Origin of the sequence: Kitasatospora albolonga, from assembly GCA_002082585.1 — a bacterium.
In the GTDB taxonomy this organism is placed as follows: domain Bacteria; phylum Actinomycetota; class Actinomycetes; order Streptomycetales; family Streptomycetaceae; genus Streptomyces; species Streptomyces stephensoniae.
Genome location: CP020563.1, coordinates 4,787,214 through 4,809,766 on the forward strand (window position 1 = coordinate 4,787,214; position 22,553 = coordinate 4,809,766).

A 22,553-nucleotide genomic window follows, 5' to 3' on the forward strand; every position below is an offset into this window, starting at 1 on the left:
GAGGGCCGGACGGCTGGACATCCCTCCCGGACGCTGAGCCATGGCGGGCGGGACCGTGCCGGGCGAGGCTGGTGCGCATGACACAGACAGCAGAAGCCAACACCGCACCTTCCCCCGTCCTGGTCCTCGGCGCCACCGGCAAGACCGGCCGCAGGGTGCTGGCCCGCCTCCGTGAGCTGGGGGTGGAGACCCGGGCCGCCTCGCGCTCCGGGGAGACCCCGTTCGACTGGGCGGACCCGAAGACCTGGGGGCCCGCCCTGGAGGGGGCCGCCGCCGTCTACATCGTCCCGCTGGACACCACGCCCTCCCCGACGCCCGCCTTCGTCGAGCGGGCCGTGGCGGCCGGGGTGCGGCGGCTGGTGCTGCTCTCGGCCCGGGGCGTGGACACACCGGGCTACTTCGGTTCCCCCGACTACGACGGCGGCCCGCACGCCCAGGGCGAGGAGGCCGTACGGTCCTCCGACGTGACCTGGACGATCCTGCGGCCGGGCTGGTTCGCCCAGAACTTCACCGAGGGCGTCTTCCTCGAAGACATCCGCAACGGGTCCCTGACCCTGCCCGTCGGGGACGGCGAGGCGTCGTACATCGACGCGGACGACATCGCTGCGGTGGCGGTGGCGGCGCTCACCGAGGACGGCCACGAGGGCGAGGCGTACGAGCTGTCGGGGCCGCGCGCGCTCGGCGTGGCCGACGTCCTGGACGAGATCGCGAAGGTCTCCGACGTACGGGCCTCCTACATCCCGGCCGAGGAGGCCGCGTTCCGGGAGGGGCTGGTGGCGCAGGGGATGTCGGAGGTGGAGGCCGCGCTCTGGACCGCCGCGCTGGACCCGATCCGCACGAGCCGGGAGGCCCCGGTGAAGGACGGGGTCGAGCGGGCCCTGGGCCGTCCCCCGCGCGACCTCGCCGAGGTCGTCCGGGAGGCGGCGGAGAAGGGGGCCTGGGGCTGACCGGGTGCGGATGCTCGCCCGTACGGCATCAGATCTCGTCCGTGCGGCGTCAGATCTCGTCCGTGCGGCGTCAGACCTCGCCCGTGCGGCGTCAGATCTCGTCCGTACGGGCCAGGGCGTCCGAGATCAGCCGGGTGGCGAAGTCGGGGTCGTCGGTGATGCGGTTGATGTGCTCCGCGAGCAGGAAGGCGGTGGCCTCCAGGGGGGTCATCTCCGCCTCGGTCCACCCCCCGTACTGCTTGCGCCACAGGTTCGGGCTCAGTCCGGTGCCGGCGGCGATGACCAGGCCCGCCATGGTGGGGATGGCCTCGGGGCGGATGCTCATGGGCATCATGCGCATCGAGGCCACGAGGTTGGGCACCACGTACTCGATGACGTCCTTGCCGTGGTCCTCGTGGGCTCCCCGCAGCCAGACCATGAACATGTAGATGATCGTGCACGCGCCGTCCAGGACGTCATGGGCTCCCTTCGCGTCCATCGACGCGGTGAACTGCTCGATCAGCTCCCGCTGTTCGGTGTCGCCCTCAACGGTTCCGCTGTGGATGCTCTTGAGCCGGGAGTCGATCATCAGGAGCGCTGCGCCCACATCGCCTGCGGGGGCGTTCTGGGGGCCGTAGGGCGATGACACGGGATGCCTCCTCGGACGGGCTGCTGCCGGGTGGGGCAGCGCGGACGTGTCCGTACAGTAGACGGCCGTCGCGGCGGGCCCGGTGGGCTTTTCCCTTTACGGGACAGGGCGGGGGCCGGTGGGTTATGGCCCCGGTGGGGAGGGGCGCCGGAGGTGGTGCCGATGCCCCGGGACCGTGCGGGCCCGGGGCCGGTCGCCCCCGCTGTGACGTGCGCGGAAGCCGTCCGGCGGGGGCGCGGGGCCGCTGCCCGAGAGGGAGGGGCGACGCCCTCGGGAGGGGGGTGAGGGCGGGGAGCGGGGCTTACGGTGCACGGGTTCGGGTCCCCCGAAAGAGGGGCGGGCGACGCTCACGATGGACGCCCGTCCCTCACTCCGTACGGGACCCGCCTTCGTACTGCGGGACTCGCCCCCGTACCGACTCGCCTTCGTACTACGGGACCCGCTCCCGTACGGGACTCACCCCTGTACGGGACCCGCCCCCGTACGGCATCTCACCCCGCCGGAGCCTCCCGTACGCGGTCCGGGGCCGGGGTCTCCTGCCGGTACGCGCTCGGGCTCTCGCCCCGGAGCCGCTTGAACGCCGCGCTGAAGCCGAACGCGTCCGCGTAGCCGACCCGCCGGGCCACCGCCGCCACGGTCAGCTCCGGGCGGGTCAGCAGGTCGGCGGCGAGGGTCATGCGCCACTCGGTCAGGTACGCCACCGGGCCGTCCCCGACCAGCTCCGTGAACCGCTTCGCCAGGGTGGTCCTCGACACCCCTGCCAGGGACGCCAGTTCGGCCGTCGTCCAGGGGTGGGCCGGGTCCTCGTGCATCGCCCGCAGCGCGGGCCCCGCGACCTCGTCGCCGAGGGCCCCGTACCACCCCGGCGGCTCGGCCTCCGGGCGGTCGAACCAGTCCCGCAGGGTGCATACGAGCATCCAGTCCAGCAGCCGGTCCAGCACGATCTGGTGCCCGGGCCGCGCACCGCCGATCTGCGCGACCAGGTAGTCGCGCAGCGGCTCGCAGTCGTCCTCGTCGGGCACGACGAGAACCGGCGGAAGGGCCCGGAGCAGCCGTTGGGGGACCTCCGCCCGCACGTCGTAGGCGGCGGCCAACAGCACGGTGGGGCCGTCCAGTTCGGCACCGTGCCCGGCGGCGGGCGCCAGGTCGTCGCCCCAGCGGACCTCCCGTACGCCCGGGGCGGCCCCCGGCCCCGTACCGTTCGACGGGTCGTCGGTGAAGGTGAACGGCGCAGGCCCCCGGACGATCGCGGCCTCGCCGAAAGCCAGCCGCCGCGGCTCCCCGTCCTCCGGAACGATCCACCCGGCCCCCCGCATCGGCAGGCACAGGGTCAGATAGGCCCCGTCCGTGAAGCGCAGGGACCACGGCGGCCAGAGCACCGACTGCCCGAACACCGCGCCCTTGCCCCGCACGCCCCGCAACAACTCGTCGAACACGTCCATGGGCCCACGATAGGCAGACGCACCGCCCGCTCCGGACGTTCGCCTATGCACAGCGGACGGATGCCCATGGGTCAGGCGGTCCGGGTGTCGCCCGACACCACGGCGATCTTCCACTCGGTGGCCCCGCCGGTGACGCGGACCGAGAGCCGCTGCGGTTCGATCTCCGTGTGGATGACCCCCACGGTCTGCACGTCGTTGCAGACGATCGCATGGGGTTCGCCGCCCGGGTTGTCCCGGTCCACGAGGGTGACCGAGCCGTTCCCCGAACAGCCCGCGTAGATCGTGTAGATCTCCTCGGCAGGCGTGAACGCGGGAAGGTCCTTGTTGCCGGAGCCGGAGGTCTCGGGCACCAGGGAGGGCGCCTTTCCCGGAACGACCAGCCGGGGCGCGGCCGTTCCGTCCGAGGGCGCGGGCTGGGACGGGGACGGGGGCTGGGACGCGGCGGGCTCGCTCGCCGTGGGCGAGGCGGGACGGCCGGACCCCTCGGGGGTGCCGGTGTCCGCGGAACCGGTGCAGCCACTGATGAGAAGGACGGCGGTGAGCGGGGCGGCGGCGAGAACGCGTCGGCGCAAGGTGTGCTCCTTGGAGTGCGGCGGACTGCCCGGCCCGGGTGACCGGGCCGGGCAGCGGACGAGCCGAGGTGGTGGTGCCCTCCGGCTGATGATCCAGCCGTCGGCCGGTGATCCAGCCCCTCAGCTGAGGGCCCGGTTCTCAGCTGAGGGCCCGGTTCTCAGCTGATGACCCAGCCGTTGCGGTAGGGCGCCCATGCCTTCATGTTCTGCTTGTTGCTCTTCTGGCAGGCGCTGCCGCGGTGGTACTTGTAGCCTTCGATGTTCTCCTTGTAGATCCCGAAGTCGCCCTTCACGGTGCTCTTCGCCTTCACCTTGCCCCCGGTCTCGATGCCGATCTCCGAGGTCCAGCTCTTCTTGGCACTGGCCTGGATTTCGGCCTTGATGGAGCCGAGGATCTTGACGCCGATATCGGCGCTGATGGTCACGGACGCGCCGAGTTCGGTGGTTCCGGACTTCCTGGAGCTGAACTTGTAGTCGATGGCGTAGTTCTTTTTGTTCTCGACGAATGCCCTGTCCTTGACGGACATCGTGTTCTTGGTGTTCTTGGTTATCTTGAAGAACCAGCCCGGTGTGCACTCCAGCCCGTCCGGCGTGTCGGGCTCGGTGTCGGGGAACTTGACCTCCGGCGGCTCACCCGGAATCGGCAGGTCCTCTTCGTACTCGCCCTCGGCCGGGGTGTCGGCGGCCGAAGTGACGCTCCCGGGGGCGCTGTTGCTCGCGGCGGGCGCGGCGGGCGCGGCGGCGTGGGCGGCGACCGCGGGTGTGCCGAGTCCGGTGACGACCGCCAGTGCGACAACGGTGGTGAATCTCGCTCTGTTGATCTTGATGGCCTTTTCCCCTCGTTCTCGCTCCCGTGGCGGGAGCGGATGAGGCAGGAATCTAGGGCCTCGCGAATGCTTAGCGGAAGCGAATTTTCGCGATCCGGGCAAGATATGAGGTTGATATGAGGTTGATATGAGGTTGACGGGATGGATTGAGTGGAGTAATTGATTCCGAAACGATCGGTGCGGGCATAAGTGATGCCGTTTTCCGTGGAAGGGTTCCACTCTTTTCGGCTTTCTTTTCGGCCGCGAGGTCAAAGGCTTGAGGTTGGCCGGTTCTCGCCGTTCAGGGGGCGCGGGCACAGCGCGGGGGCCGCCACCGTGACCCGCGGCGCGGCTGGAGGGCCTTCCGTGGCGGCGGCCCGGGGCGTTAGTGCGCCCGCGCCACCCGCTTGGCGATCTTCCCCGCGTCCAGGGCCAGTTCGCGCAGCATCCCGCTGATCGGGTTGGTGAAGCCGGTGAAGTAGAGGCCCGGGGCCTGCTTGGGGGAGCGGGCGCCGTGGACGACCGGGCGGCCCCGCGCGTCCAGCACATCCAGGTGGCCGAGCAGCGGCTCCAGGGCGCGGGTGTAGCCGGTCGCCGCGATGACGGTGTCCGGGGCGATGCGGGTGCCGTCGGCCAGCACCACCGCGTCCTGGTCGAAGGAGGCGACGGCCGCCACCGGAACCACCCGGCCGGTCCTCACCGCGTCGATCAGCCCGACGTCCTGGACCGGGATCGCACCCTCGCGGACCCGGGAGTACAGGCCCTTCTCCGGGCGCGGCAGCCCCTGCGCCGACAGGTCCGGTACGGCGATCCGGGCCAGGACGGCCCCCAGCCGGTCCACCAGCCACACCGGCAGCCGGCGGACCAGGACACCGGTCGCCTGCGCGGGCCAGCCCGCAGTGGAGCGGCGCACGATGTGCGGGGCGGTGCGCACCGCGATCCGCACCCGGGAGGCGCCGCCCTCCGCCAGGTCCGCCGCGATCTCGGCCCCCGTGTTGCCGATGCCGACCACCAGGACGTCCTTGTCGGCGTACGGGGCCGGGTTCCGGTACTCCGCCGCGTGCAGCAGCTCCCCGGTGAACGTGTCGCGGCCCGGCCAGTCCGGCAGGCGCGGGGTGTGGTTGAAGCCGGTGGCGACGACGACCGCGCGGGCCCGCAGGACCCGGCCGCCGGTGGCGGTGAGCTGCCAGTCGCCGGAGCCGTCGGGGTGCGGGTCGACCCGGTTCACCTCGACGCCCGTCACCACTTCCAGCTCGTGGTGCTCGGTGTACTTCTCCAGATACCGCACCAGGTCGTCCCGGCCCACCCAGCGCCCGAACCTGCGCGGCATCCTCAGCCCCGGCAGCGCCGACCAGCGGCGGGTGGTGTGCAGGTGCAGCCGGTCGTAGTGGCCGCGCCAGGAGGCACCCACCCGGTCCGCCTTCTCCAGGACCACCGCCCGTACGCCCCGGGTGCGCAGCGCGGCAGCGGTGGCGAGCCCTCCCGGGCCGCCGCCGATGACGTAGACGGGACGGTCGTCCGTACGGTCGGTGAGGGCGACGGCGTCGGTACTGCCGGTGGGGGACGGGCTGTTGGGCATGGTTCGGAGCGTAATCGTCCGCTCTGTTGATGGGTCTCGGTCATGGTGGGAATCGATTGCGAATTGATCACGGGGGGCGGGATGCGGTGGTTGCGCACCCTTTCTGGCCCCTCGCCCCGCCTAAGGTAAGGCTAACCTTGCTTCGGTTGTTGTGAGGTGGCCACCGGGGGGCCCTCGCGCGGTGCAGTGCCGCGCGCCCGCCAGGCGGTCGAAGGGGTGGGACGTACATGAACGGCAGACAGCTTCGGACCCGGTTCCAGGGGGTGGCGGTCGTCGCCGCCGGACTCCTCGCGCTCACCGCTTGCGGCAGCTCCGCTCCGGCCGACAAGAGCGCCGGGAGCGGCAAGGACGACAAGGCGTCCGCCGCGACCCGCTCCGTCAAGCACGACGCCGGAACCGCCGAGAAGGTGCCCGCCCAGCCCCAGCGCATCGTCTCGGTCAGCGTCACCATGACGGGCCATCTGCTGGCCCTCGACGCCCCGGTCATCGCCTCCCAGGCCACCCCGCCCTCGGTCATCACCGACAAGCAGGGCTTCTTCACCCAGTGGTCCGACGCCGCCGCCAAGAACAGCGTCAAGGTCGCCTACCAGGGCTTCGAGCCCGAGGTGGAGAAGGTCCTCGCGCTGAAGCCGGACCTCATCATCGGCGCCTCCTCCGGCGCGGAGAACGCCGAGAAGTTCTACGACAAGCTCTCGGCCGTCGCCCCCACCCTCCTCTACCGTCACGACGACGTCTCCTGGCAGGACCTCACCGCCCGCCTCGGCAAGGACCTCGGCCTGGAGGAGCGCGCGACCGAGGTCGTCGCCGCCCACGACAAGCGGGTCGGCGAGGTCAAGGCCGCCATCACCGTGCCGAAGCAGTCCGCCGCGCTCGTCCGCGACAACCAGTCCGCGATGACCGTCTTCACCCCCGAGTCCGCCCAGGGCCGGCTGCTCACCTCGCTCGGCTTCACGGTGCTGGAGCCCCCGGCCGGCAAGGGCCAGACGCAGGGCGGCCGTTCGGACTTCGCGGAGTTCAGCCAGGAGAAGGTGGCCGACACCGCGAAGGACAGCTCGCTCCTCTTCGTCAGCCACACCCCCGAGGAGATCACCGCCGCCACCGCGCGCCCGGTCTGGAAGGACCTGCCCGCCGTCAAGGACAAGCGCGTGTACGACCTCGGCCTGGACACGTTCCGGCTGGACTACTACAGCGCGGGCAACCTGATCGACAAGATCGAGAAGTCCTTCGGCTGAGGTCGAGGCCGGGACCGAGGCCGATACCGGCATTGATGTGATCCGTAAGCGATCCGCCGTACGCGTACGGTACGCCGCCGGGCTCACGGCGGGGCTGGTCCTCCTGGCCCTCGCCGTGGCCGGCGGCCTTGCCGTGGGCGCGCAGCCCGTGCCCCCGGCGCAGGTGCTGGCCGCGCTGTTCGACCCGGACGCCCCGCACGCCTCGCTGGTCCGCGAGGTCCGGGTGCCGCGCACGCTCCTCGCCGTGGCGGCCGGGGCGGCGCTGGGCCTGGCCGGGGCGGTGATGCAGGGCATGACCCGTAACCCCCTGGCCGACCCCGGCATCCTCGGCGTCAACACCGGGGCCGCCTGCGCGGTGGTCGCCGCGACCGTGCTGCTCGGTACGCGCTCGCTCCAGGCCGTCGTCTGGTGGGCGCTGCTCGGGGCGGCCGTCGCGGTGATCGTGGTGTATCTGCTCGGCGGCCGGGGCGCGGGGCGCGGTACCCCCGAAGGGCTCGTGCTCGCGGGGGTGGCCGTCACCGCGGTGCTGGGGGCGGTGGTCAGCGGGCTCGGGGTGCTGGACGCGGACGCGTACGGGACCCTGCGCATCTGGTCCGTCGGCACGCTGGCGGGGCGCGAACTCCCGGTGCTGTGGGAGGTGTTGCCGTTCCTGCTGGTCGGTGCGGTGCTGGCGCTCGCCGTGGCGCCCGCGCTCAACGCGTTCGCGCTCGGCGACGAGGCGGGCCGGGCGCTGGGCGTCGCCCCCGGCCGCGTACGGCTGCTCGGCACGCTCGCCACGGTGCTGCTCAGCGGGGCCGCCACCGCCGCCATCGGCCCGGTCGGCTTCATCGGCCTGGTCGCCCCGCACGTGGCCCGCCTGCTCACCGGCCCGGACCACCGCCGCCTGATGCCGTACGCGGTCCTCATCGGCGCGGGCCTGCTGCTCGTCGCGGACATCGTGGGCCGGGTGATCGCGCGCCCGGCCGAGATCCAGGTGGGCATCGTGACGGCGTTCGTGGGCGCGCCCGTACTGATCTGGCTGATCGGCCGCAACCGGCGGACCCGCCGGAGCGCTTCCCGGAAGGCGGTGGCGTCGGCATGAGCGTTTGCCGGAAGGCGGTGGCGTCCACATGAGCGCCGTGCCCCGTACCCGATCCCGTGCCCGTGCCCGTACGGAGAAGGCGGCCCATCCCGTGTCCGTACGGGGCCGGACCCTCCGCCTCGCCTCCGGCCGCTTCTCCCTCCGCGTCCGCCCCCGCCCCCTCGCCATCACCCTCCTCCTCACCCTCCTCGCGGCGGGCAGCGGGGCCCTCGCGCTGACCCGGGACGGTCTCGTACCGCCCGCGGAGGTGCTGGGCGCGCTGTTCGGCGCGGGCTCGGAGCAGGCCGCGTTCGTGGTCCTGGAGCTGCGGCTGCCCCGGGTGGCCCTCGGGCTCGTCGTCGGCGCGGCGCTGGGCGCGGCCGGGGCGCTGTTCCAGCAGCTCTCCCGCAACCCGCTCGGCAGCCCGGACATCGTGGGCTTCAACTCCGGTGCGGCGACGGGGGCGTTGCTGGTCCTGCTGCACGGCGACCCGGCGTACGTGGCGGCGGGCGCGGCGGGCGGCGGCCTCGCCACGGCCGTGATCGTCCAACTCCTGGCCCGGCGCGGCTCGTTCCGGGGCAACCGGCTGATCCTCGCCGGGATCGCGGTCGGTTCGCTGCTGACCTCGGTCAACTCCTACCTGCTCACCCGGGCCGCCCTGGACCACGCCCAGTCGGCCCAGCTCTGGCTGATCGGCAGCCTCGGCTCCACCGAACGCGACCAGATCCTCCCCGCCCTCCTCGCCCTGGCGGCCCTGCTCCTGCTCGCCCTCCCCCTGGTCCGCCGCCTGGACCTGCTGGAGATGGGCGACGAGGCGGCCGGCGGCCTGGGCATCGACGCGGGCCGGACGCGCGTGCTCGTGCTCCTGGTCGCGGTGGGGCTCAGCGCGGTGGCGGTCTCGGTGGCCGGACCGATCGTGTTCGTGGCGCTCTGCGCACCGCAGTTGGCCCGCCGCCTCAGCCGCGGTACGGGAACGGGGCTGCTGCCCGCCGCCGCGATGGGGGCCCTGCTGCTCTCCGCCTCGGACCTGCTGGCGGTCACCCTGCCGACGGCGGGTCCGCTGCCGGTGGGGGTGGTGACGGGCGCGCTGGGCGGGGTCTATCTGGCGTGGCTGCTGGGGCGGAGGCAGCGGGGCTAGGTCTCGGGCGGCGGGGCGGAATTCCCGGTATCGGCCGTCTGCGCACTCTCCAGCTGACAAGTCGGTTTGAGGTGTGGTGTATTCGGCGCCTCACGTCGAATACACCACACCTCTTTCGACTTCCGGTACACGCGACCGATCAGTCAGTCGTGTTCGTCCACGATGGCGCGAAGACTGGTCAGATAGGCGGCGAAACGCTCGCGTCCGGTGTCGGAGATACGGACGTGTGTGACCGTGACCCTCTTCACGCGCAGCTTTGCCACGTCGACCAGTTCCTCCTTCTCCAGAATGGCGATCTGGCGCGACAGTTCGGCGGCGGTCAGGTCGAGGCTCTCGCGCAGATCGGAGAAGGCGACATGCTGGACCCGGTTGAGGGTGGCGAGGATGGCCAGACGCGTCGGTGAGTGAATGGCGTTGACCAGCGCCTCGCGTGGCTGGCGAGGCAGCGTTCCGTCGCCCATGGGTCACCGCCTCCAGCGCAGGACGAGGTGGACCGCGCCGGCGACGGTGGGGACCGCGGCGGCCACGAGGTGCGCGGCCAGTGTGTCGGGTCCGTCGCCGAAGACGAGGTTGATGCCCGGGATCGCCATGAGGACGGGCCCGCCGAACCGGGCCGCGCTCTCCACACGTGTGTACGGCCGTCGGCGTGCGGCGCCGATGTGGTGGGTGTTCCACGCGATGAATGCGGCCAGCCCCAGGACGAAGACGCCGACCCCGGCGGCACGGGGCAGGTCGAACTCCATGGCGGCGACCAGGCAGGCATAGAGAACGACGAGGGTGCCGAGCCCCGCGACGCGTTCGGCGGCGGAGGCGGGCCGGGTGAGGTCCGGGGCCGCGGCGATGGTGGCGAGCTGGTCGGCGGGGCTGGGTCCCGGGGCGTCGTGCGTCATATTTGAATAATTGCATCCACTTACGGAAACCGCAACTGCTTGCGCCATGCGTAGCGGTGGGCCGCGTCCGCCCTCGCGGCGGTGGTGCGTCGAGGCCGTCGCCTCCGTGTGGGGTGTTCGGTGATGCGCGCCCCTTGTGTTCGAGTGCCCCGTCCAGTGAACTGACGTACCGTCAGATAGCAGATAGCGACCGGAGGCTGCCCGTGCAGACGATCTGGCTCAGCGGTGCGGAATGGCTCGCCGTCCTGCGCATCGGTCTCGGCCTGTGGTGGCTGGAGAGCTGGCGGCACAAGGACAGGAAGGGCTGGTTCGAGCGCGGTACGGGGATCGCCTGGGCGGCCGACGTGGCGGGCAAGCACCGCTGGGGTGTGGTCCGTACCGGCTTCCGGCGGGTTGTCGAACCGCGCCCGAAGCTGATCGCGTACGTCGTCGTCTACGCCGAACTGGCCCTCGGACTGGGCCTGGTGACGGGCTTCCTGACCCCGGTCGCCCTGATCGCCGGGCTCCTCCTCAACCTGCTCTACCTCACCCTGATGATCCACGACTGGGCCGAGCAGGGGCAGAACGCGATGATGGCGCTGATCTCGCTGGTGGCCCTGTTCGCGATGGCCTGGCAGACGTGGTCGCTGGACGCGGCGTTCGGGCTGTTCCTGTGAGCCCGGAGCCCGGGGCGGCGCCGCGTCCTGTGCACCCCGGGCCCGGGGCGGCGCCGCGCCCCGTGAGCCCGGAGCGTGCGGTGGCCCCGCGCTTCGACCTTCCGGAGCCGGACGCCTTCACCCGGCCGTACTGGGACGCGGCGGGGGAGGGGCGGCTGCTGATCCGGCGGTGCGCCGGGTGCGGCCGGGCGCATCACTACCCGCGCGAGTTCTGCCCGTACTGCTGGAGCGAGGACGTCGGGTGGGAGCGCGCGAGCGGGGGCGCGACCCTGTACACCTGGTCCGTCGTCCACCGCAACGACCTGGCGCCCTTCGGGAGCCGCGTCCCGTACGTCGCCGCCGTGGTCGACCTGGCCGAGGGGCCCCGGATGATGACGGAGGTCGTGGAGTGCGCGCATGGCGACCTCCGCGTCGGTATGGGGCTGACGGTCACGTTCCGGGAGGCGGGGGAGGGCGGCGGCCCGGCCGTACCGGTCTTCCGGCCTGCGGGGCGGGGGGCGGCGTAGGCGGTCGCACGGAGCCGCTGGTTCTCAGCCCGCGGACAGCCAGCTGTGCAGAAGGGCCTCCCGCTGCCGCGAGTTCGGCGTCCCGGTCGGCTGTGCCTCCTCCTGCCAGTCGGACAGGACGGCGGGCGAAGAGGTGCCCTGGACGAAGCGGGCGAGCAGCGCGTGCGAGAGGTCGACCTCCCGTTGCGTGTACGCGGACGAGGCGCCCGAGTGGACCGGTGTCCTGATCTCGTCGTTCCGGGCCGTGACCACCACGGTCATCTCGGCCGGGCTGCCGGGAGTCCAGGCGTTCAGAGCCGCCGCGGCGAAGGACGCCGCCCGGGACGCCCACCGGGTGACCGTCGAACGGACAGGCGCCTCGGTCACGCGTACGGCCGAGAGGCCGGACCACGTCCACCGCAGGGGGTCGGCCCCGGTGATACGGAGGCCCTCCGGAGTGATGGTCACCCCCGGGGCCGGGGCGACCGGTGGCATGCCCAGGTGGATCGCCTCCGCCCCGATCCAGAAGAGGCCGACCATGGCGCCCGACCGCTGCTGCGGGTGGACCTGGGGCGATATCGGTTCCAACGGTCACTCCTCGGCTTCTCGCCGGGCCCCGGCTCGGGCCCGGCGCTGCCGAAGATATGCGGGCGCCCGCATGGGGCTGCCGGATTCGAGCCATGTCCAGGCCCACGGCTCACAGCCCCGGCGCCCCCCACACCGGGAACCACCGCGACAGGTCCTTCTCCACCCGGAGGTCGTCGCCGAGCGCGCCCCGTACCTGGAGCTCCAGCTGGTTGTCCCGCTTCTCGGCGTCGCCGGGGAGCGGGGCGAAGGGGTAGAACGTGCCGCGCTTGTAGAGGTACACGAGCGCCAGCGACCGGCTCTCGGCGCCCTCCCCGCCCCGGAAGCCGATCAGCGAGCAGAGCAGATGCGGGCCGAAGCCGCCGTCCTGGAGCAGGGTGTTCACCGCGTGCAGATCGTTGACCAGGCCCGCCGTGTCGTCGGCCGGGTGGGTGGCCAGCAGCCAGGTGTAGCCGTACGGGTCCCGGCTGAACTCCACCGGGATGCCCCCGCGCTCCGTGTCCGCGTCGAGCAGCTCCCGTACGTCCTCCTGGAGGCGGGCGAAGCCGCCCCCCTCCACCCCCGCGAAACAGACCGAGCCCAGGCCGGTCGGGGTGAAGCCGGTGGCGGCCTGGAGGGTGAGGGCGGCCGAGGGGACGGCGAAGAGCTGGTCGAGGTCGGGGCGGACGGGTTTGCTGCGGCCGAGGATCGCGTCGAGCAGGCCCACGGGCGTCACTCCTTGAAGGGTCAACGGGACAGGTCGGCGGAGATGCGGGACAGCTGGTCCAGGCGCTGTTCCAGCGTCGGGTGCGAGGAGAACAGCCGGCCCAGGGACTCCTTCGAGGAGAACGCGGGCATGAAGTAGAACGCGTTGTACGGCTCCGCCTTCCGCAGGTCCTCGGTCGGGATGCGGGCCATCTGCCCGCTGACCTTCGTCAGGGCCGAGGCGAGGGCGGAGGGCCTGCCGGTGAGCAGGGCGGCGGCGCGGTCGGCGGAGAGCTCCCGGTAGCGGGAGAGCAGCCGGGTGAGCAGGAAGCTGATCGCGTACACGACCGCGCTGATCAGCGGGATGAGCAGAAGCAGGATGCCCGCCGGGTCGTTGCCGGGGCGGCTGCGCGCGAAGCCGCCCCACAGGGCGATCCGGGTGATGACGCCCGCCAGGACGCCGAGGAACGAGGCGATCGTCATCACGGCCACGTCCCGGTGCGCCACGTGCGACATCTCGTGGGCGAGGACACCTTCCAGCTCCTCGGGCTCCAGTCTGCGGAGCAGGCCGGTCGTCGCGCAGACGAGGGCCGTCTTCTCGCTGCGGCCGGTGGCGAACGCGTTCGGTACGTCACTCTCGGCGATGGCCACCTTGGGCTTCGGCATGTCGGCCAGCGCGCAGATGCGGTCGATGGTGCCGTGCAGCTCGGGGGCCTGTTCGGGGGTGACCTCGCGGGCGCCCATGCCGTACGCCGCGATGCGGTCGCTGAACCAGAACTGGGCGATGAACAGGCCGCCCGTGATGATCAGGATGATCGGCCAGGACCCGCGCAGGGCCGCGAGGAGCACGCCCACGAAGACGACGTACAGCAGCCCGATCAGGAACATGGTGGTGACCATGCGGCCGGTCAGGCCCCGGTCCGGGGCGTAGCGGGAACGGGCTCGTGGCATCGGTGCCTCCCAGCGGTTCGCCTCCTCCCATAGTGCCCTCTTCCTGTTGAAACCGGGTTAAGCCGGTTGTAGGGGAGCCTCCGGGCGCTCCGGGTGCTCCGGGCGCCTCAGGGCACTCCGGGAGCTCAGGGCCAGAGCAGCTCGCGGGTCCAGGTGCCGGTCTGCGTGCCCGTTCCCGTATCGCTCTCCGTACGGCGGTAGCGCAGCCGGATGTGGCGGCGGCGGGCGTCGCCCTGGAAGAACTCGGCCTCCGTCGGCTCGACCACGTACCGGGTCCAGGTCGGAGCCTCGGCGTCCGGTTCGGCCCGGGCCCGCTCCCAGGCCGCGTCCGCCGCCCGGTGGAGGGTGTCCACGGACTCCACGACCTCGCTCTGCGCCCCGGTCAGCGCGGCGGCGAGCGCCCCGGTGGAGCGGGCGTGCAGGTCGGCGTGGCTCTCGGCGGGGGTGCAGCGGAGGACGGGGCCCCGGACGCGTACCTGCCGCCCCAGGCTCGGCCAGTAGAAGCCGAGCGCGGCGTACGGGCGGGCGGCGAGCTGGTGGCCCTTGGCGCTGGTGGCGTGCGAGGCGAAGTGGAAGCCGCGCTCGTCGGCGCCGTGGAGGAGCAGCGTGCGTACGTCGGGGAGGCCGTCGGCGTCCGCCGTGGCCAGCGTCATCGCGTGCGGCTCGGGCTGCCCGGCGGCCACCGCGTCCGCGAACCAGGTGTGGAAAAGGGGGACGGGGGCGGGCGGGGCGGTCGCCGGGTCGAAGGACGGCAGCTCGGTGTCCCAGACGCGCTGGGCGTGCAGGAGGGCGGGGAAGGGGCGCGGGGCGGGTGCGTTCATGGTGGCTATTGGACCGCACGCGCCCGTGAGAGGGCAGCTTCCTCAAGTCGGCCCCCTCGCCCTCGTTCCCTCGCCCCTGTCCTCTCGCCCCCGGCCCTTCACCCCCGCCCCAGCACCACCGTCCCCGACGAGCAGAACCAGCCGCCCGTCCCCGAGGCCACCGCCAGCTCCGGGAGGCGCCCGCCCGCCTTGTGGACCTGGCGCTCCCCGGCCTCGCCGCGCAACTGGCGTACCGCCTCCACCAGCAGGAACAGCCCGCGCATCCCGGGATGGCAGGCGGAGAGGCCGCCGCCGTCCGTGTTCACCGGGAGCTCGCCGCGCAGGCCCGTGCGGCCCTTCTCCACGAACGCGCCGCCCTCCCCCTTCGCGCAGAACCCCAGGTCCTCCAGTGTCACCAGCGTCATGTACGTGAACGCGTCGTAGATCTCCGCCAGGTCGATGTCGGCGGGGCGCACCCCGGCGCGTTCGAAGGCCAGGCGGCCCGAGACGGCGGCGGGGGAGACCGTGAAGTCCTCCCACTCCGACATCGTGGCGTGCGAGACGTGCTCCCCGGCGCCCAGGACCCACACCGGGGCCTTCGCCGTGTCCGGTACGTACTCCTCGGCGGCCAGCAGCACCGCGCAGCCCCCGTCGCTGCGGATGCAGCAGTGCAGTCTGGTGAACGGGTCCGCGATCATCGGGCCGGAGAGGACCTCGTCGACCGTGATCGGGGTGCGGAACATCGCCTCCGGGTTGGCCGCCGCGTTCGCCCGCGCCTGTACGGCCACCTCGGCGAGCTGTTCCAGGGTCGTGCCGTACTCGTGCATGTGGCGGCGGGCGGCCATCGCGTACTTGGCGATCAGGCTGTGCCCGTACGGCACCTCGAACTGGAGCGGCCCCCGCGCCCCGAACGACAGGTTCGACGTGCGGCGGCCCGCCCTGATGTCGGCCCGTGCCGTCGACCCGTAGACCAGGAGTACCGCCCTGGCCCGGCCCGCCGCGATGGCGTCCGCCGCGTGGGCGGCCATCACCTCCCAGGTGGCGCCGCCCACCGCCGTGGAGTCGACCCAGGTGGGCCGCAGCCCCAGGTACTCCGCGACCTCTACCGGGGCCAGCGTCCCGAGCCCGGCGGAGGCGAAGCCGTCGACCACCGAGCGGTCCAGGCCGGAGTCGGCCAGCGCGCGGCGGGCCGCCTGGGCGTGCAGGGCGTAGGGGGTGGCGTCGTCGACGCGTCCGCAGTCCGCGAGGGAGATGCCGACGACAGCGACCTTGCGGGGGTGGCGGGAGGCGGGCATGAATCTGACGGTACATCAGATAGGGGGAGTCGGAACCGTCGGTGCGTGCTCCTCGGGGAGGGGCGCGGTTATGCGGTGCGCGCGACTCGGGGAGGGGTGCGGTTGTGCGGTGCGCGTGGCTTCCGCGTCCATGCCTGCGTGCGGGACCCTGGGAATCGCCGCTCTCCGCACCTAATATGACGACCCGTCAGATCGGGGACCGCCGGTCCCTGAGGGGAAGGAGCCCGACCGTGGACGCCGCCTTCACCGCGGAACAGGACGAGATCCGCCGCACCCTGCGCGAACTGCTCGCCAAGCACGGCGGACCTCGCGAGGTCCGCGCCGCCGTAGGTACCCCCGAGGGCCACGACCCGGCCCTGTGGCACCGGCTCGCCCGGGAGCTCGGGCTGCCGGGGTTGGCGCTCGGGGAGGAGTACGGCGGCGTCGGCTGCACCGCCACCGAGCTGGCCCTCGCCTGCGAGGAGACGGGCCGCGCCCTGCTGCCCTCCCCGCTGCTCGCCACCGCCGTACTCGCCGCCCCCCTGATCACCGCCCTGGGCACCCCCGGTCAGCGCGCCCGGCTGCTGCCCCGGATCGCCGACGGGACCCTCACCGCCGCCCTCGCCGTCCCCGGCGGGTCGATGGCCACCGCCCTCGGCCTCACCGCCGACAACCGGGCCGCAGCCTGGGCGGGCGGCGGCCGGGCCGGTGGCGTCCAGGCCCGCCGGGACCCCGAGGGCGGCGGCTGGCGGCTGTACGGGGAGGCGGACCGGGTGCTGGACGGGCACAGCGCCGGGCTCCTCCTGGTCGCCGCCCACACCGGGGGCTACCCGCGCAGCCGGACGCTCCTGTTCCTGGTCTCCGCCGAGGCGCCCGCCCGGGCCCCGGTCCCCGCTGAGGCGCCTGCCCCGGTCCCGGTCCCCGCCGAGGTGTCCGCTCCGGTCGACGGGCTGACACGTACCCGGCTGACCTCCATGGACGAGACCCGGCCCCTCGCCCGCGTCGAGCTGCGTGACACCCCGGCCGAACTCCTGGGCACGGACGACGCCGTGGACGGTACGGACGTCTGCGGCGCGCTCGCCGACACCGGGTGCACCGCCGCCGCCGTGCTGGCCGCCGAGGCGGTCGGGGCGGCGGCGGGCGCGCTGGAGAGGACCGTGGCGTACGTGAAGGAGCGCGAGCAGTTCGGCCGGGCCATCGGGTCGTTCCAGGCGGTCAAACACCGCCTCGCGGACCTGTACGTACGGGTGGAGGCGGCCCGCTCCGCCGCGTACCACGCCGCCCGGGACCCGGCGGCGGGCCCGCTCGCGCTGGCCCAGGCGCTGGAGGCGGCCCGGATCGTGGCCGGTGAGGCCGTGCAGCTGCACGGGGGGATCGGCTTCACCTGGGAGCACGAGGCGCATCTGTACGTGAAGCGGGCGGCGGCGGACGAGCTGCTCTTCGGGCCCGTCCACCGGCTGCGCGACCACGCGGCGGGGCGGGCCGGGCTGTTCGGGGACGTAACGTCGCGGAGTCTGGCGTACGGGACCTCCGCAACGGGTGCCGCGCGCGGGGCGGCCGTCTGATGGCCGGTGGTGCCGACGGCCGGGCTGTCCGGGCCGTCCAGAAGGTCTCCTCCACCCGCGCCTTCGCGAAGCTCGCCCCGCACGTCGTCCCCGTCCTGGACCGCACCGTGCACCGGCTCACCCGGGGCCGGGTGCTGCCCAGCGCCCGGATGCTGCCGGGGCTCGTCCTGACCGTGCCGGGCGCGCGCACCGGGCGGCCGAGGGTGACCCCGCTGGCCTGTATGCCGGAGGGGGAGGCGGAAAGCACCTGGATTCTCGTCGGCAGCAACTTCGGCCGTACGGGGCATCCGGCCTGGACCGCGAATCTGCTGGCCCGCCCGGACGAGGCCGTCATCAGCTGGCGCGGCCGGTCCATTCCGGTACGGGCGCGGCTGCTGGAGGGGGCGGAGCGGGAGGAGGTGTGGCGGGTGGCGCTGACGTTCTGGCCGCCGTACGCGGCGTACCAGGCGCGGGTGGAGCGGCAGATCCGGCTCTTCCGGCTGGAGCGGCGGTAGCCGCTGCGCGCAGCTGCTCGTCGGGGGCGTCCGGGTACGCCGACGGCGGACCACCGGCAGGGGTGCGTGGTGGTCCGCCGTCGGTGCGACAGGACGTGCCGGTGGGCTACTTGGTGGGCTTCTTGCCGGTGATGCCGAGGTGCACCAACAGCGCCAGGTTCGGGCGCAGTTCGGCCTGCTTCACGCCCCAGGTGGTGAACCCCTTCTGGTGCGAGGCGACCGCCGCCAGCATCGCGACCAGGGAGCCCGCCATCGCGGCGGCGCTGACGTCCTTGTCGACCTTGCCCTTGGCCTGGAGCTCCTTCACCGAATCGGTGAGGGAGTTGGTGACCGAGTTCAGGATCTTCATACGGATCTTGTAGAACCGTTTGTCGCCCTCGGCCGCGCCGAGGTCGATCACGCGGAGGATCGCGTCGTTGCGGCGCCAGAAGTCGAGGAACCCTTCGACGAGTTCCTCGGCCGTCTGCCAGCCGGCCTTGCCGACCCAGGAGCGTCCGGCGACCAGTTCGGTCAGTCCGGCGCCCTCCTTGGCGACTTCCTCGGCGATTTCGAGGACGGCGCCCTCCACATCGGGGAAGTACTGGTAGAAAGTCGCGGGTGAAGTCCCGGCCTTCCGGGCGACGTCGATGACTTTGACGTCCCGGTACGGCGAGGAGCTGAGCATCTCGCTGAGGCAGTCGAGCAGCTTCTGCCGCGTCGCCTGACCGCGTCGACCGGCCACGCGGCCGTCGACGGTACGTACTTGTCCTGTCATGCCGTCAGCTTACCGAGGGGCGGTGGGAGCGCGATTCGGCCGACTGCAAATGGGGAACGCCGCAGGACCGGCGGGGTGCGGGGGCGCGGAACGAATGTTTTCGGCCGCTGTGGTGGCGGCGGGCGCGAGGGCCGGTCCAGGGCCTGATTCCGGCCGCGCGAACCAGTGGCGACCGGCCGCGCCGGACTGCGGTGACGGGCCGGGCCGGGCCTGGCGGCGGTGGCCGCGGTGTGTGGCTGGCGAAAGTGTTATCAACAGCCTGTGGACAACTTCGGTGGACAACTTTCGTCCACATGGTGACCGCGCCTTCATTATCCGAGCAAATGTTCCCTATGGGGCGTTCGGCGTCTGCCGGGGCGCGCCGGGTCGGCTGCGACGTTACGTTGACTGTGACGGGCGTCACGGCGACGGGGCCGCGACGGAACCGCGACGGAAGGGACCGGGCCCCATGGCCGCATTCGCGCACTCGGCGCCGTGCTGGGTGGACGTGCAGCTCTCCGACCTCGAAGCGGGCAAACGCTTCTACGGCGGCCTCTTCGGCTGGACCTTCCGCGCGGGCGACGGCATGCCCTTCGCGGACGCCCTGAGCGGCGGCAGGCTCGTCGCCGCCCTCGCCGCCAAGAAGGACGGGCGGATGCCGACCGCCTGGGGCGTCTACTTCGCCACCGAGGACATCCGGGCCACCGTCGCCGCGATCCGCGAGCACGGCGGCCAGATCATCACCGACCCCGTACGGGCGGGCCGGGCCGGGATCGTGGCGCAGGCCGCCGACCCCGGGGGCGCGGTCTTCGGCCTCTGGCAGCCGGAGGAGCGCGAGGGCTTCGAGAAGCAGAACGAGCCCGGCTCCTTCTGCTGGACCGAGGTCCACACCCGCCGCCCGGAGAGCGTGGACCCCTTCTACGAGAAGGTCTTCGGCTTCCGGGGCACCGGCCTGGACGAGGCGGGCAACGACGTCTCCGGCGACGCCGAGGCGCTGGTCGACTTCCGGATGTGGTCGCCCGAGGGCACCGAGCCCGGCCCGGACACCGCCGTGGGGGGCCGCAGCGTCATCACGGACGCGTTCCCCGCCGAGCTGCCCAGCTACTTCCTCACCTACTTCGCCGTGGCCGACTGCGAGGCGGCGGCCGAACTCGCCGTACAGCTCGGCGGCCGGGTCTCCGCACCGCCCTTCGACATCCCGTACGGGCGGATGGCCGTCCTCCACGACGACCAGGGCGCCCTCTTCGCCGTACTGCAACCGAGAGAGCTGCTTCCGTAACCCGTACGCGTACCGGTGTGGGCGAGAATCAGCCGAAGTGACATGAGACACCCCCATCCGCCCCCGGGTTCGCAACCGGCGCCCGAGCCAGGAAGAATCAGGGTGCGCACCGCCAGGCGGTGCCCAGCGGTGAGACGCTGCGCAGGCCGGGAATCGCACCGGGCGGTGACGGGCGGTAGTTCGCGGGCTTCGTTCCTGAGGCCAGTAGGGGGAGGTGGCAGGCACGTGATGGAGCAGCTGACGCAGCACGACCCGAGACGGATCGGCCCGTTCGAGGTGCTGGGACGGCTCGGGGCCGGCGGCATGGGGCTGGTCTATCTCGCCCGGTCGGCGTCGGGCCGACGGGTGGCGATCAAGACGGTACGGACGGAGCTCGCCGAGGACCAGCTCTTCCGGGTCCGCTTCACGCGCGAGGTGGAGGCCGCCCGCGCGGTCAGCGGGTTCTACACCGCCGCCGTGGTCGACGCCGACCCGCGCGCCGCCGTGCCGTGGCTGGCCACCGCCTATGTGCCCGCGCCCTCGCTCGAGGAAATAGTGAACGAGTGCGGCCCCATGCCGACCCAGGCCGTGCGCTGGCTGGCCGCGGGCATCGCCGAGGCCCTCCAGTCCATCCACGGCGCCGGGCTCGTCCACCGCGACATGAAGCCCTCCAACGTGCTCGTCGTGGAGGACGGCCCCCGGGTCATCGACTTCGGCATCGCGTCCGGCGTCTCCAACACCCGGCTGACCATGACGAACGTCGCCGTCGGCACCCCCGCCTACATGTCGCCCGAGCAGGCCCGCGACTCGCGCAGCGTCACCGGGGCCAGCGACATCTTCTCGCTGGGCTCGACACTGGTCTTCGCCGCCACCGGCCACGCCCCCTTCCACGGGGCCAACCCGGTCGAGACGGTGTTCATGCTGCTGCGCGAGGGGCCCGACCTGGAAGGGCTGCCGGACGACCTGCGCCCGCTGATCGAGTCCTGCATGCAGATGGACGCCTCCCGGCGCCCCAGCCCCGCCGACCTCCAGGCCCAGCTCTCCCCGCACCTCTTCGCCTCCGGCGGCGACGACAGCGGTACGGCGTCGGCCTGGCTGCCCTCGCAGGCCACCGCCATGATCGAACGGCGCCGGGGAGGCGGCCGGACCGCCCCGCCCGCCCCCACCGCGCCCCCGCCGCGCCCTCCGCAGCCCCCGCGCGCGCCGGAGCCCGCCCCCGCCCCGGACCGGGGGCCCGAGTGGGGCGGCGGCGACCTGCGCTCGCCCTCCCCGCGCTCCTCGCCCGCGCCGGTCTCCGCCCTGCCGTCCGCCCCGGCCCCGGACGGCGGCCCCGTCCACCTGCCCGGGGCGAAGGTGCCGATCGGGCCCGGGCCGCGTGCGGGGGAGGGGCGAGGTGCCGCCGCCGCGCACCCGGCCGCCGCGACGGGCTGGGTCCGCCCGCCCGCCGGACCGAACGGCCCGGCCGGTCCGTCCACGGCCCCCACCGCCCCCGTACCGGCTCCGGGTCCTTCCCCGGACACCGCACCGCCCGCCGCCCCCGACCGCTGGCGGCCCTGGCGCTTCCGCATGTCCAACGACGTGTGGGGGACGCCGGTCGTCTTCGGTGACCTGCTGTACGTGACGTCCTTCGAGATCCACGCCCTGGACGTGGGCAACGGGCGGCGCCAGTTCAAGACCCGGGACGTGGCCTGGGCGATGGCGGTGGAGGGCGGCCGCATCCACGCCTCGGACGGCCCGTCCCTGTACGCCCTGGACGCGGCGACCGGCACCGAGCAGTGGCGGCTCCGGACCGACGCCTGGGTGTACGCGCTCAAGGCCGACCGGGGCACGGTCCTGACCGCGACCCGCGGTGGCGGCGTCCAGGGGTGGGAGGCGTCCAACGGCGACAAGCTGTGGGAGATCACCGGGGTCCAGAGCGACTTCGAGACGGCGGAGGCCGCACCGGTCATCCACGACGGCACGGTCTACGTCTGGCAGGACGCCCGGCTGCGCGCGCTGGACGCCCGTACGGGCCTGGAACGCTGGTCGTACCCGATCGGCGACGCGGCCTCCTGCGGCGGCGTCCCGGTCCGGGTCACCGCGGCCCCCGACGGCTATGTGTACATCGCGGCGGGCACCCGGGTGCTGGCCGTGGAGACCGTCTCCGGCCGGGTGCGCTGGCACTTCGAGGCCCCGGCGGTCTTCCTCTCCCCGCCCGCGTTCGCCCCGGGCCCGGCCGTCACCGGGGGCGGGGTCTACCTCGCGGACTACCTCGGTACGGTGTACGCGCTCGACGCGACGACCGGCAAGGACCGCTGGCGCATCGCCACGGAGGCCCGCTCCTCCCTCGAACCGGTGCTCGTCGCGGTGGGCAACGTCCACGTGGGCAGCGGCAGCGCGCTCTACACCCTGGACGCGGTCACCGGCACCCCGAAATGGCGCTTCGCGGCGGGCGGCGACGTGGTGGGCTCCCCGGTCGTGGCGGACGGCCGCGTCCACTTCGGCTCGGCGGACCATGTGCTCTACACCCTGGACGCGGCGGGCGGCCAGCTCCGCTGGAAGCTGGCCACGGGCGGCGAGATCACGGGCTCCCCGGTGGCCCAGGCGGGCGTGGTGTACGCGTGCAGCAAGGACCGCTGCGTCTACGCACTGGACGCCCTGAAGGGCACGGGCACAGGAAACAGAGCAAGAACCTGACCCTCAGCCGATGCGCCGGAAATCCAGCCGGTCCGGGCGCTCTCCGGCCGGTCCGGGCACTCTCCAGCGGGTCCGGGCACTCTCCGGCCGGGTCTGGG

24 protein-coding genes are annotated in these 22,553 nt (G+C 73.1%); 11 read left to right on the plus strand and 13 right to left on the minus strand.

Features of this window, described 5'->3' with window-relative positions; genetic code table 11:
* The first annotated feature begins 77 nt into the window (after positions 1–77).
* Entirely contained in the window at positions 78–947 is an 870-nt protein-coding gene (locus B7C62_21040) for an NAD(P)-dependent oxidoreductase (GenBank protein ID ARF74439.1), read from the plus strand.
* A 91-nt stretch (positions 948–1,038) separates the two neighbouring features.
* On the opposite strand, the gene B7C62_21045 is transcribed toward B7C62_21040, so the two are convergent.
* The 4 genes from B7C62_21045 to B7C62_21060 all read right to left on the minus strand — a co-directional run bounded on the left by B7C62_21045 (position 1,039) and on the right by B7C62_21060 (position 4,116).
* Positions 1,039–1,575, minus strand: a complete 537-nt coding sequence (locus B7C62_21045) for a hypothetical protein (GenBank protein ARF74440.1) — start codon at positions 1,573–1,575, stop codon at positions 1,039–1,041.
* A 491-nt stretch (positions 1,576–2,066) separates the two neighbouring features.
* On the minus strand, positions 2,067–3,017 hold the full coding sequence (locus tag B7C62_21050; GenBank protein ID ARF74441.1) for an AraC family transcriptional regulator: 951 nt from the start codon (positions 3,015–3,017) through the stop codon (positions 2,067–2,069).
* A 71-nt stretch (positions 3,018–3,088) separates the two neighbouring features.
* Entirely contained in the window at positions 3,089–3,589 is a 501-nt protein-coding gene (locus tag B7C62_21055) for a hypothetical protein (GenBank protein ID ARF74442.1), read from the minus strand.
* Between the two features lie 158 nt (positions 3,590–3,747).
* The gene (locus B7C62_21060; protein ARF74443.1) at positions 3,748–4,116 is read right to left on the minus strand and encodes a hypothetical protein; all 369 of its coding nucleotides are present in this window, start codon (positions 4,114–4,116) and stop codon (positions 3,748–3,750) included.
* 1 nt (position 4,117) lies between these two features.
* Here B7C62_21060 and B7C62_21065 point away from each other — a divergent pair, with 1 nt between their 5' ends.
* Complete coding sequence (locus B7C62_21065) at positions 4,118–4,459, plus strand: hypothetical protein (GenBank protein ID ARF74444.1); 342 nt, start codon at positions 4,118–4,120, stop codon at positions 4,457–4,459.
* Between the two features lie 321 nt (positions 4,460–4,780).
* Here B7C62_21065 and B7C62_21070 read toward each other — a convergent pair whose 3' ends face one another.
* The gene (locus B7C62_21070) at positions 4,781–5,974 is read right to left on the minus strand and encodes a monooxygenase (protein ID ARF74445.1); all 1,194 of its coding nucleotides are present in this window, start codon (positions 5,972–5,974) and stop codon (positions 4,781–4,783) included.
* Between the two features lie 227 nt (positions 5,975–6,201).
* On the opposite strand from B7C62_21070, the gene B7C62_21075 reads away from it, so the two are divergent.
* The 3 genes from B7C62_21075 to B7C62_21085 are packed head-to-tail and all read left to right on the plus strand — an operon-like array spanning position 6,202 to position 9,404.
* Positions 6,202–7,206, plus strand: a complete 1,005-nt coding sequence (locus B7C62_21075; protein ID ARF74446.1) for a Fe2+-enterobactin ABC transporter substrate-binding protein — start codon at positions 6,202–6,204, stop codon at positions 7,204–7,206.
* A 37-nt stretch (positions 7,207–7,243) separates the two neighbouring features.
* On the plus strand, positions 7,244–8,287 hold the full coding sequence (locus B7C62_21080; protein ID ARF74447.1) for an iron ABC transporter permease: 1,044 nt from the start codon (positions 7,244–7,246) through the stop codon (positions 8,285–8,287).
* Positions 8,288–8,315: 28 nt separating this feature from the next.
* Entirely contained in the window at positions 8,316–9,404 is a 1,089-nt protein-coding gene (locus B7C62_21085) for a hypothetical protein (protein ARF74448.1), read from the plus strand.
* Positions 9,405–9,547: 143 nt separating this feature from the next.
* Here B7C62_21085 and B7C62_21090 read toward each other — a convergent pair whose 3' ends face one another.
* Positions 9,548–9,865, minus strand: coding sequence for a transcriptional regulator (locus tag B7C62_21090; GenBank protein ARF74449.1), 318 nt, complete (start codon positions 9,863–9,865; stop codon positions 9,548–9,550).
* Between the two features lie 3 nt (positions 9,866–9,868).
* A complete protein-coding gene (locus B7C62_21095; protein ARF74450.1) occupies positions 9,869–10,294 on the minus strand; it encodes a hypothetical protein in 426 nt (141 codons plus the stop codon).
* 203 nt (positions 10,295–10,497) lie between these two features.
* On the opposite strand from B7C62_21095, the gene B7C62_21100 reads away from it, so the two are divergent.
* Both B7C62_21100 and B7C62_21105 read left to right on the plus strand, forming a co-directional pair.
* On the plus strand, positions 10,498–10,950 hold the full coding sequence (locus B7C62_21100) for a DoxX family protein (GenBank protein ID ARF74451.1): 453 nt from the start codon (positions 10,498–10,500) through the stop codon (positions 10,948–10,950).
* 62 nt (positions 10,951–11,012) lie between these two features.
* Positions 11,013–11,456 carry a hypothetical protein gene (locus tag B7C62_21105; GenBank protein ID ARF77303.1) on the plus strand — a complete coding sequence of 148 codons (444 nt, stop codon included), beginning with the start codon at positions 11,013–11,015 and terminating at the stop codon, positions 11,454–11,456.
* Between the two features lie 24 nt (positions 11,457–11,480).
* On the opposite strand, the gene B7C62_21110 is transcribed toward B7C62_21105, so the two are convergent.
* From B7C62_21110 to B7C62_21130, 5 genes are all read right to left on the minus strand, one after another.
* Entirely contained in the window at positions 11,481–11,975 is a 495-nt protein-coding gene (locus B7C62_21110; GenBank protein ID ARF77304.1) for a hypothetical protein, read from the minus strand.
* 157 nt (positions 11,976–12,132) lie between these two features.
* Complete coding sequence (locus B7C62_21115; protein ID ARF74452.1) at positions 12,133–12,726, minus strand: hypothetical protein; 594 nt, start codon at positions 12,724–12,726, stop codon at positions 12,133–12,135.
* A gap of 20 nt (positions 12,727–12,746) precedes the next feature.
* On the minus strand, positions 12,747–13,655 hold the full coding sequence (locus B7C62_21120) for a zinc metalloprotease HtpX (GenBank protein ARF74453.1): 909 nt from the start codon (positions 13,653–13,655) through the stop codon (positions 12,747–12,749).
* 125 nt (positions 13,656–13,780) lie between these two features.
* Positions 13,781–14,476 (minus strand): oxidase, encoded by a 696-nt coding sequence (locus B7C62_21125; protein ARF74454.1) that lies wholly within the window; start codon positions 14,474–14,476, stop codon positions 13,781–13,783.
* Positions 14,477–14,574: 98 nt separating this feature from the next.
* On the minus strand, positions 14,575–15,750 hold the full coding sequence (locus tag B7C62_21130) for an acetyl-CoA acetyltransferase (protein ARF74455.1): 1,176 nt from the start codon (positions 15,748–15,750) through the stop codon (positions 14,575–14,577).
* A gap of 230 nt (positions 15,751–15,980) precedes the next feature.
* On the opposite strand from B7C62_21130, the gene B7C62_21135 reads away from it, so the two are divergent.
* A complete protein-coding gene (locus B7C62_21135) occupies positions 15,981–17,294 on the plus strand; it encodes an acyl-CoA dehydrogenase (GenBank protein ID ARF74456.1) in 1,314 nt (437 codons plus the stop codon).
* Positions 17,294–17,788 carry a deazaflavin-dependent nitroreductase gene (locus B7C62_21140; protein ARF74457.1) on the plus strand — a complete coding sequence of 165 codons (495 nt, stop codon included), beginning with the start codon at positions 17,294–17,296 and terminating at the stop codon, positions 17,786–17,788. The genes B7C62_21135 and B7C62_21140 overlap by 1 nt, the downstream gene beginning before the upstream one ends.
* A 106-nt stretch (positions 17,789–17,894) precedes the next feature.
* Here the strand turns inward: B7C62_21140 and B7C62_21145 are convergent, their stop codons facing one another.
* Positions 17,895–18,542 carry a TetR family transcriptional regulator gene (locus B7C62_21145; GenBank protein ID ARF74458.1) on the minus strand — a complete coding sequence of 216 codons (648 nt, stop codon included), beginning with the start codon at positions 18,540–18,542 and terminating at the stop codon, positions 17,895–17,897.
* A gap of 448 nt (positions 18,543–18,990) precedes the next feature.
* On the opposite strand from B7C62_21145, the gene B7C62_21150 reads away from it, so the two are divergent.
* Both B7C62_21150 and B7C62_21155 read left to right on the plus strand, forming a co-directional pair.
* The gene (locus B7C62_21150) at positions 18,991–19,800 is read left to right on the plus strand and encodes a hydrolase (GenBank protein ID ARF74459.1); all 810 of its coding nucleotides are present in this window, start codon (positions 18,991–18,993) and stop codon (positions 19,798–19,800) included.
* A gap of 228 nt (positions 19,801–20,028) precedes the next feature.
* Positions 20,029–22,455, plus strand: coding sequence for a serine/threonine protein kinase (locus B7C62_21155; protein ID ARF74460.1), 2,427 nt, complete (start codon positions 20,029–20,031; stop codon positions 22,453–22,455).
* Positions 22,456–22,553 lie beyond the last annotated feature (98 nt).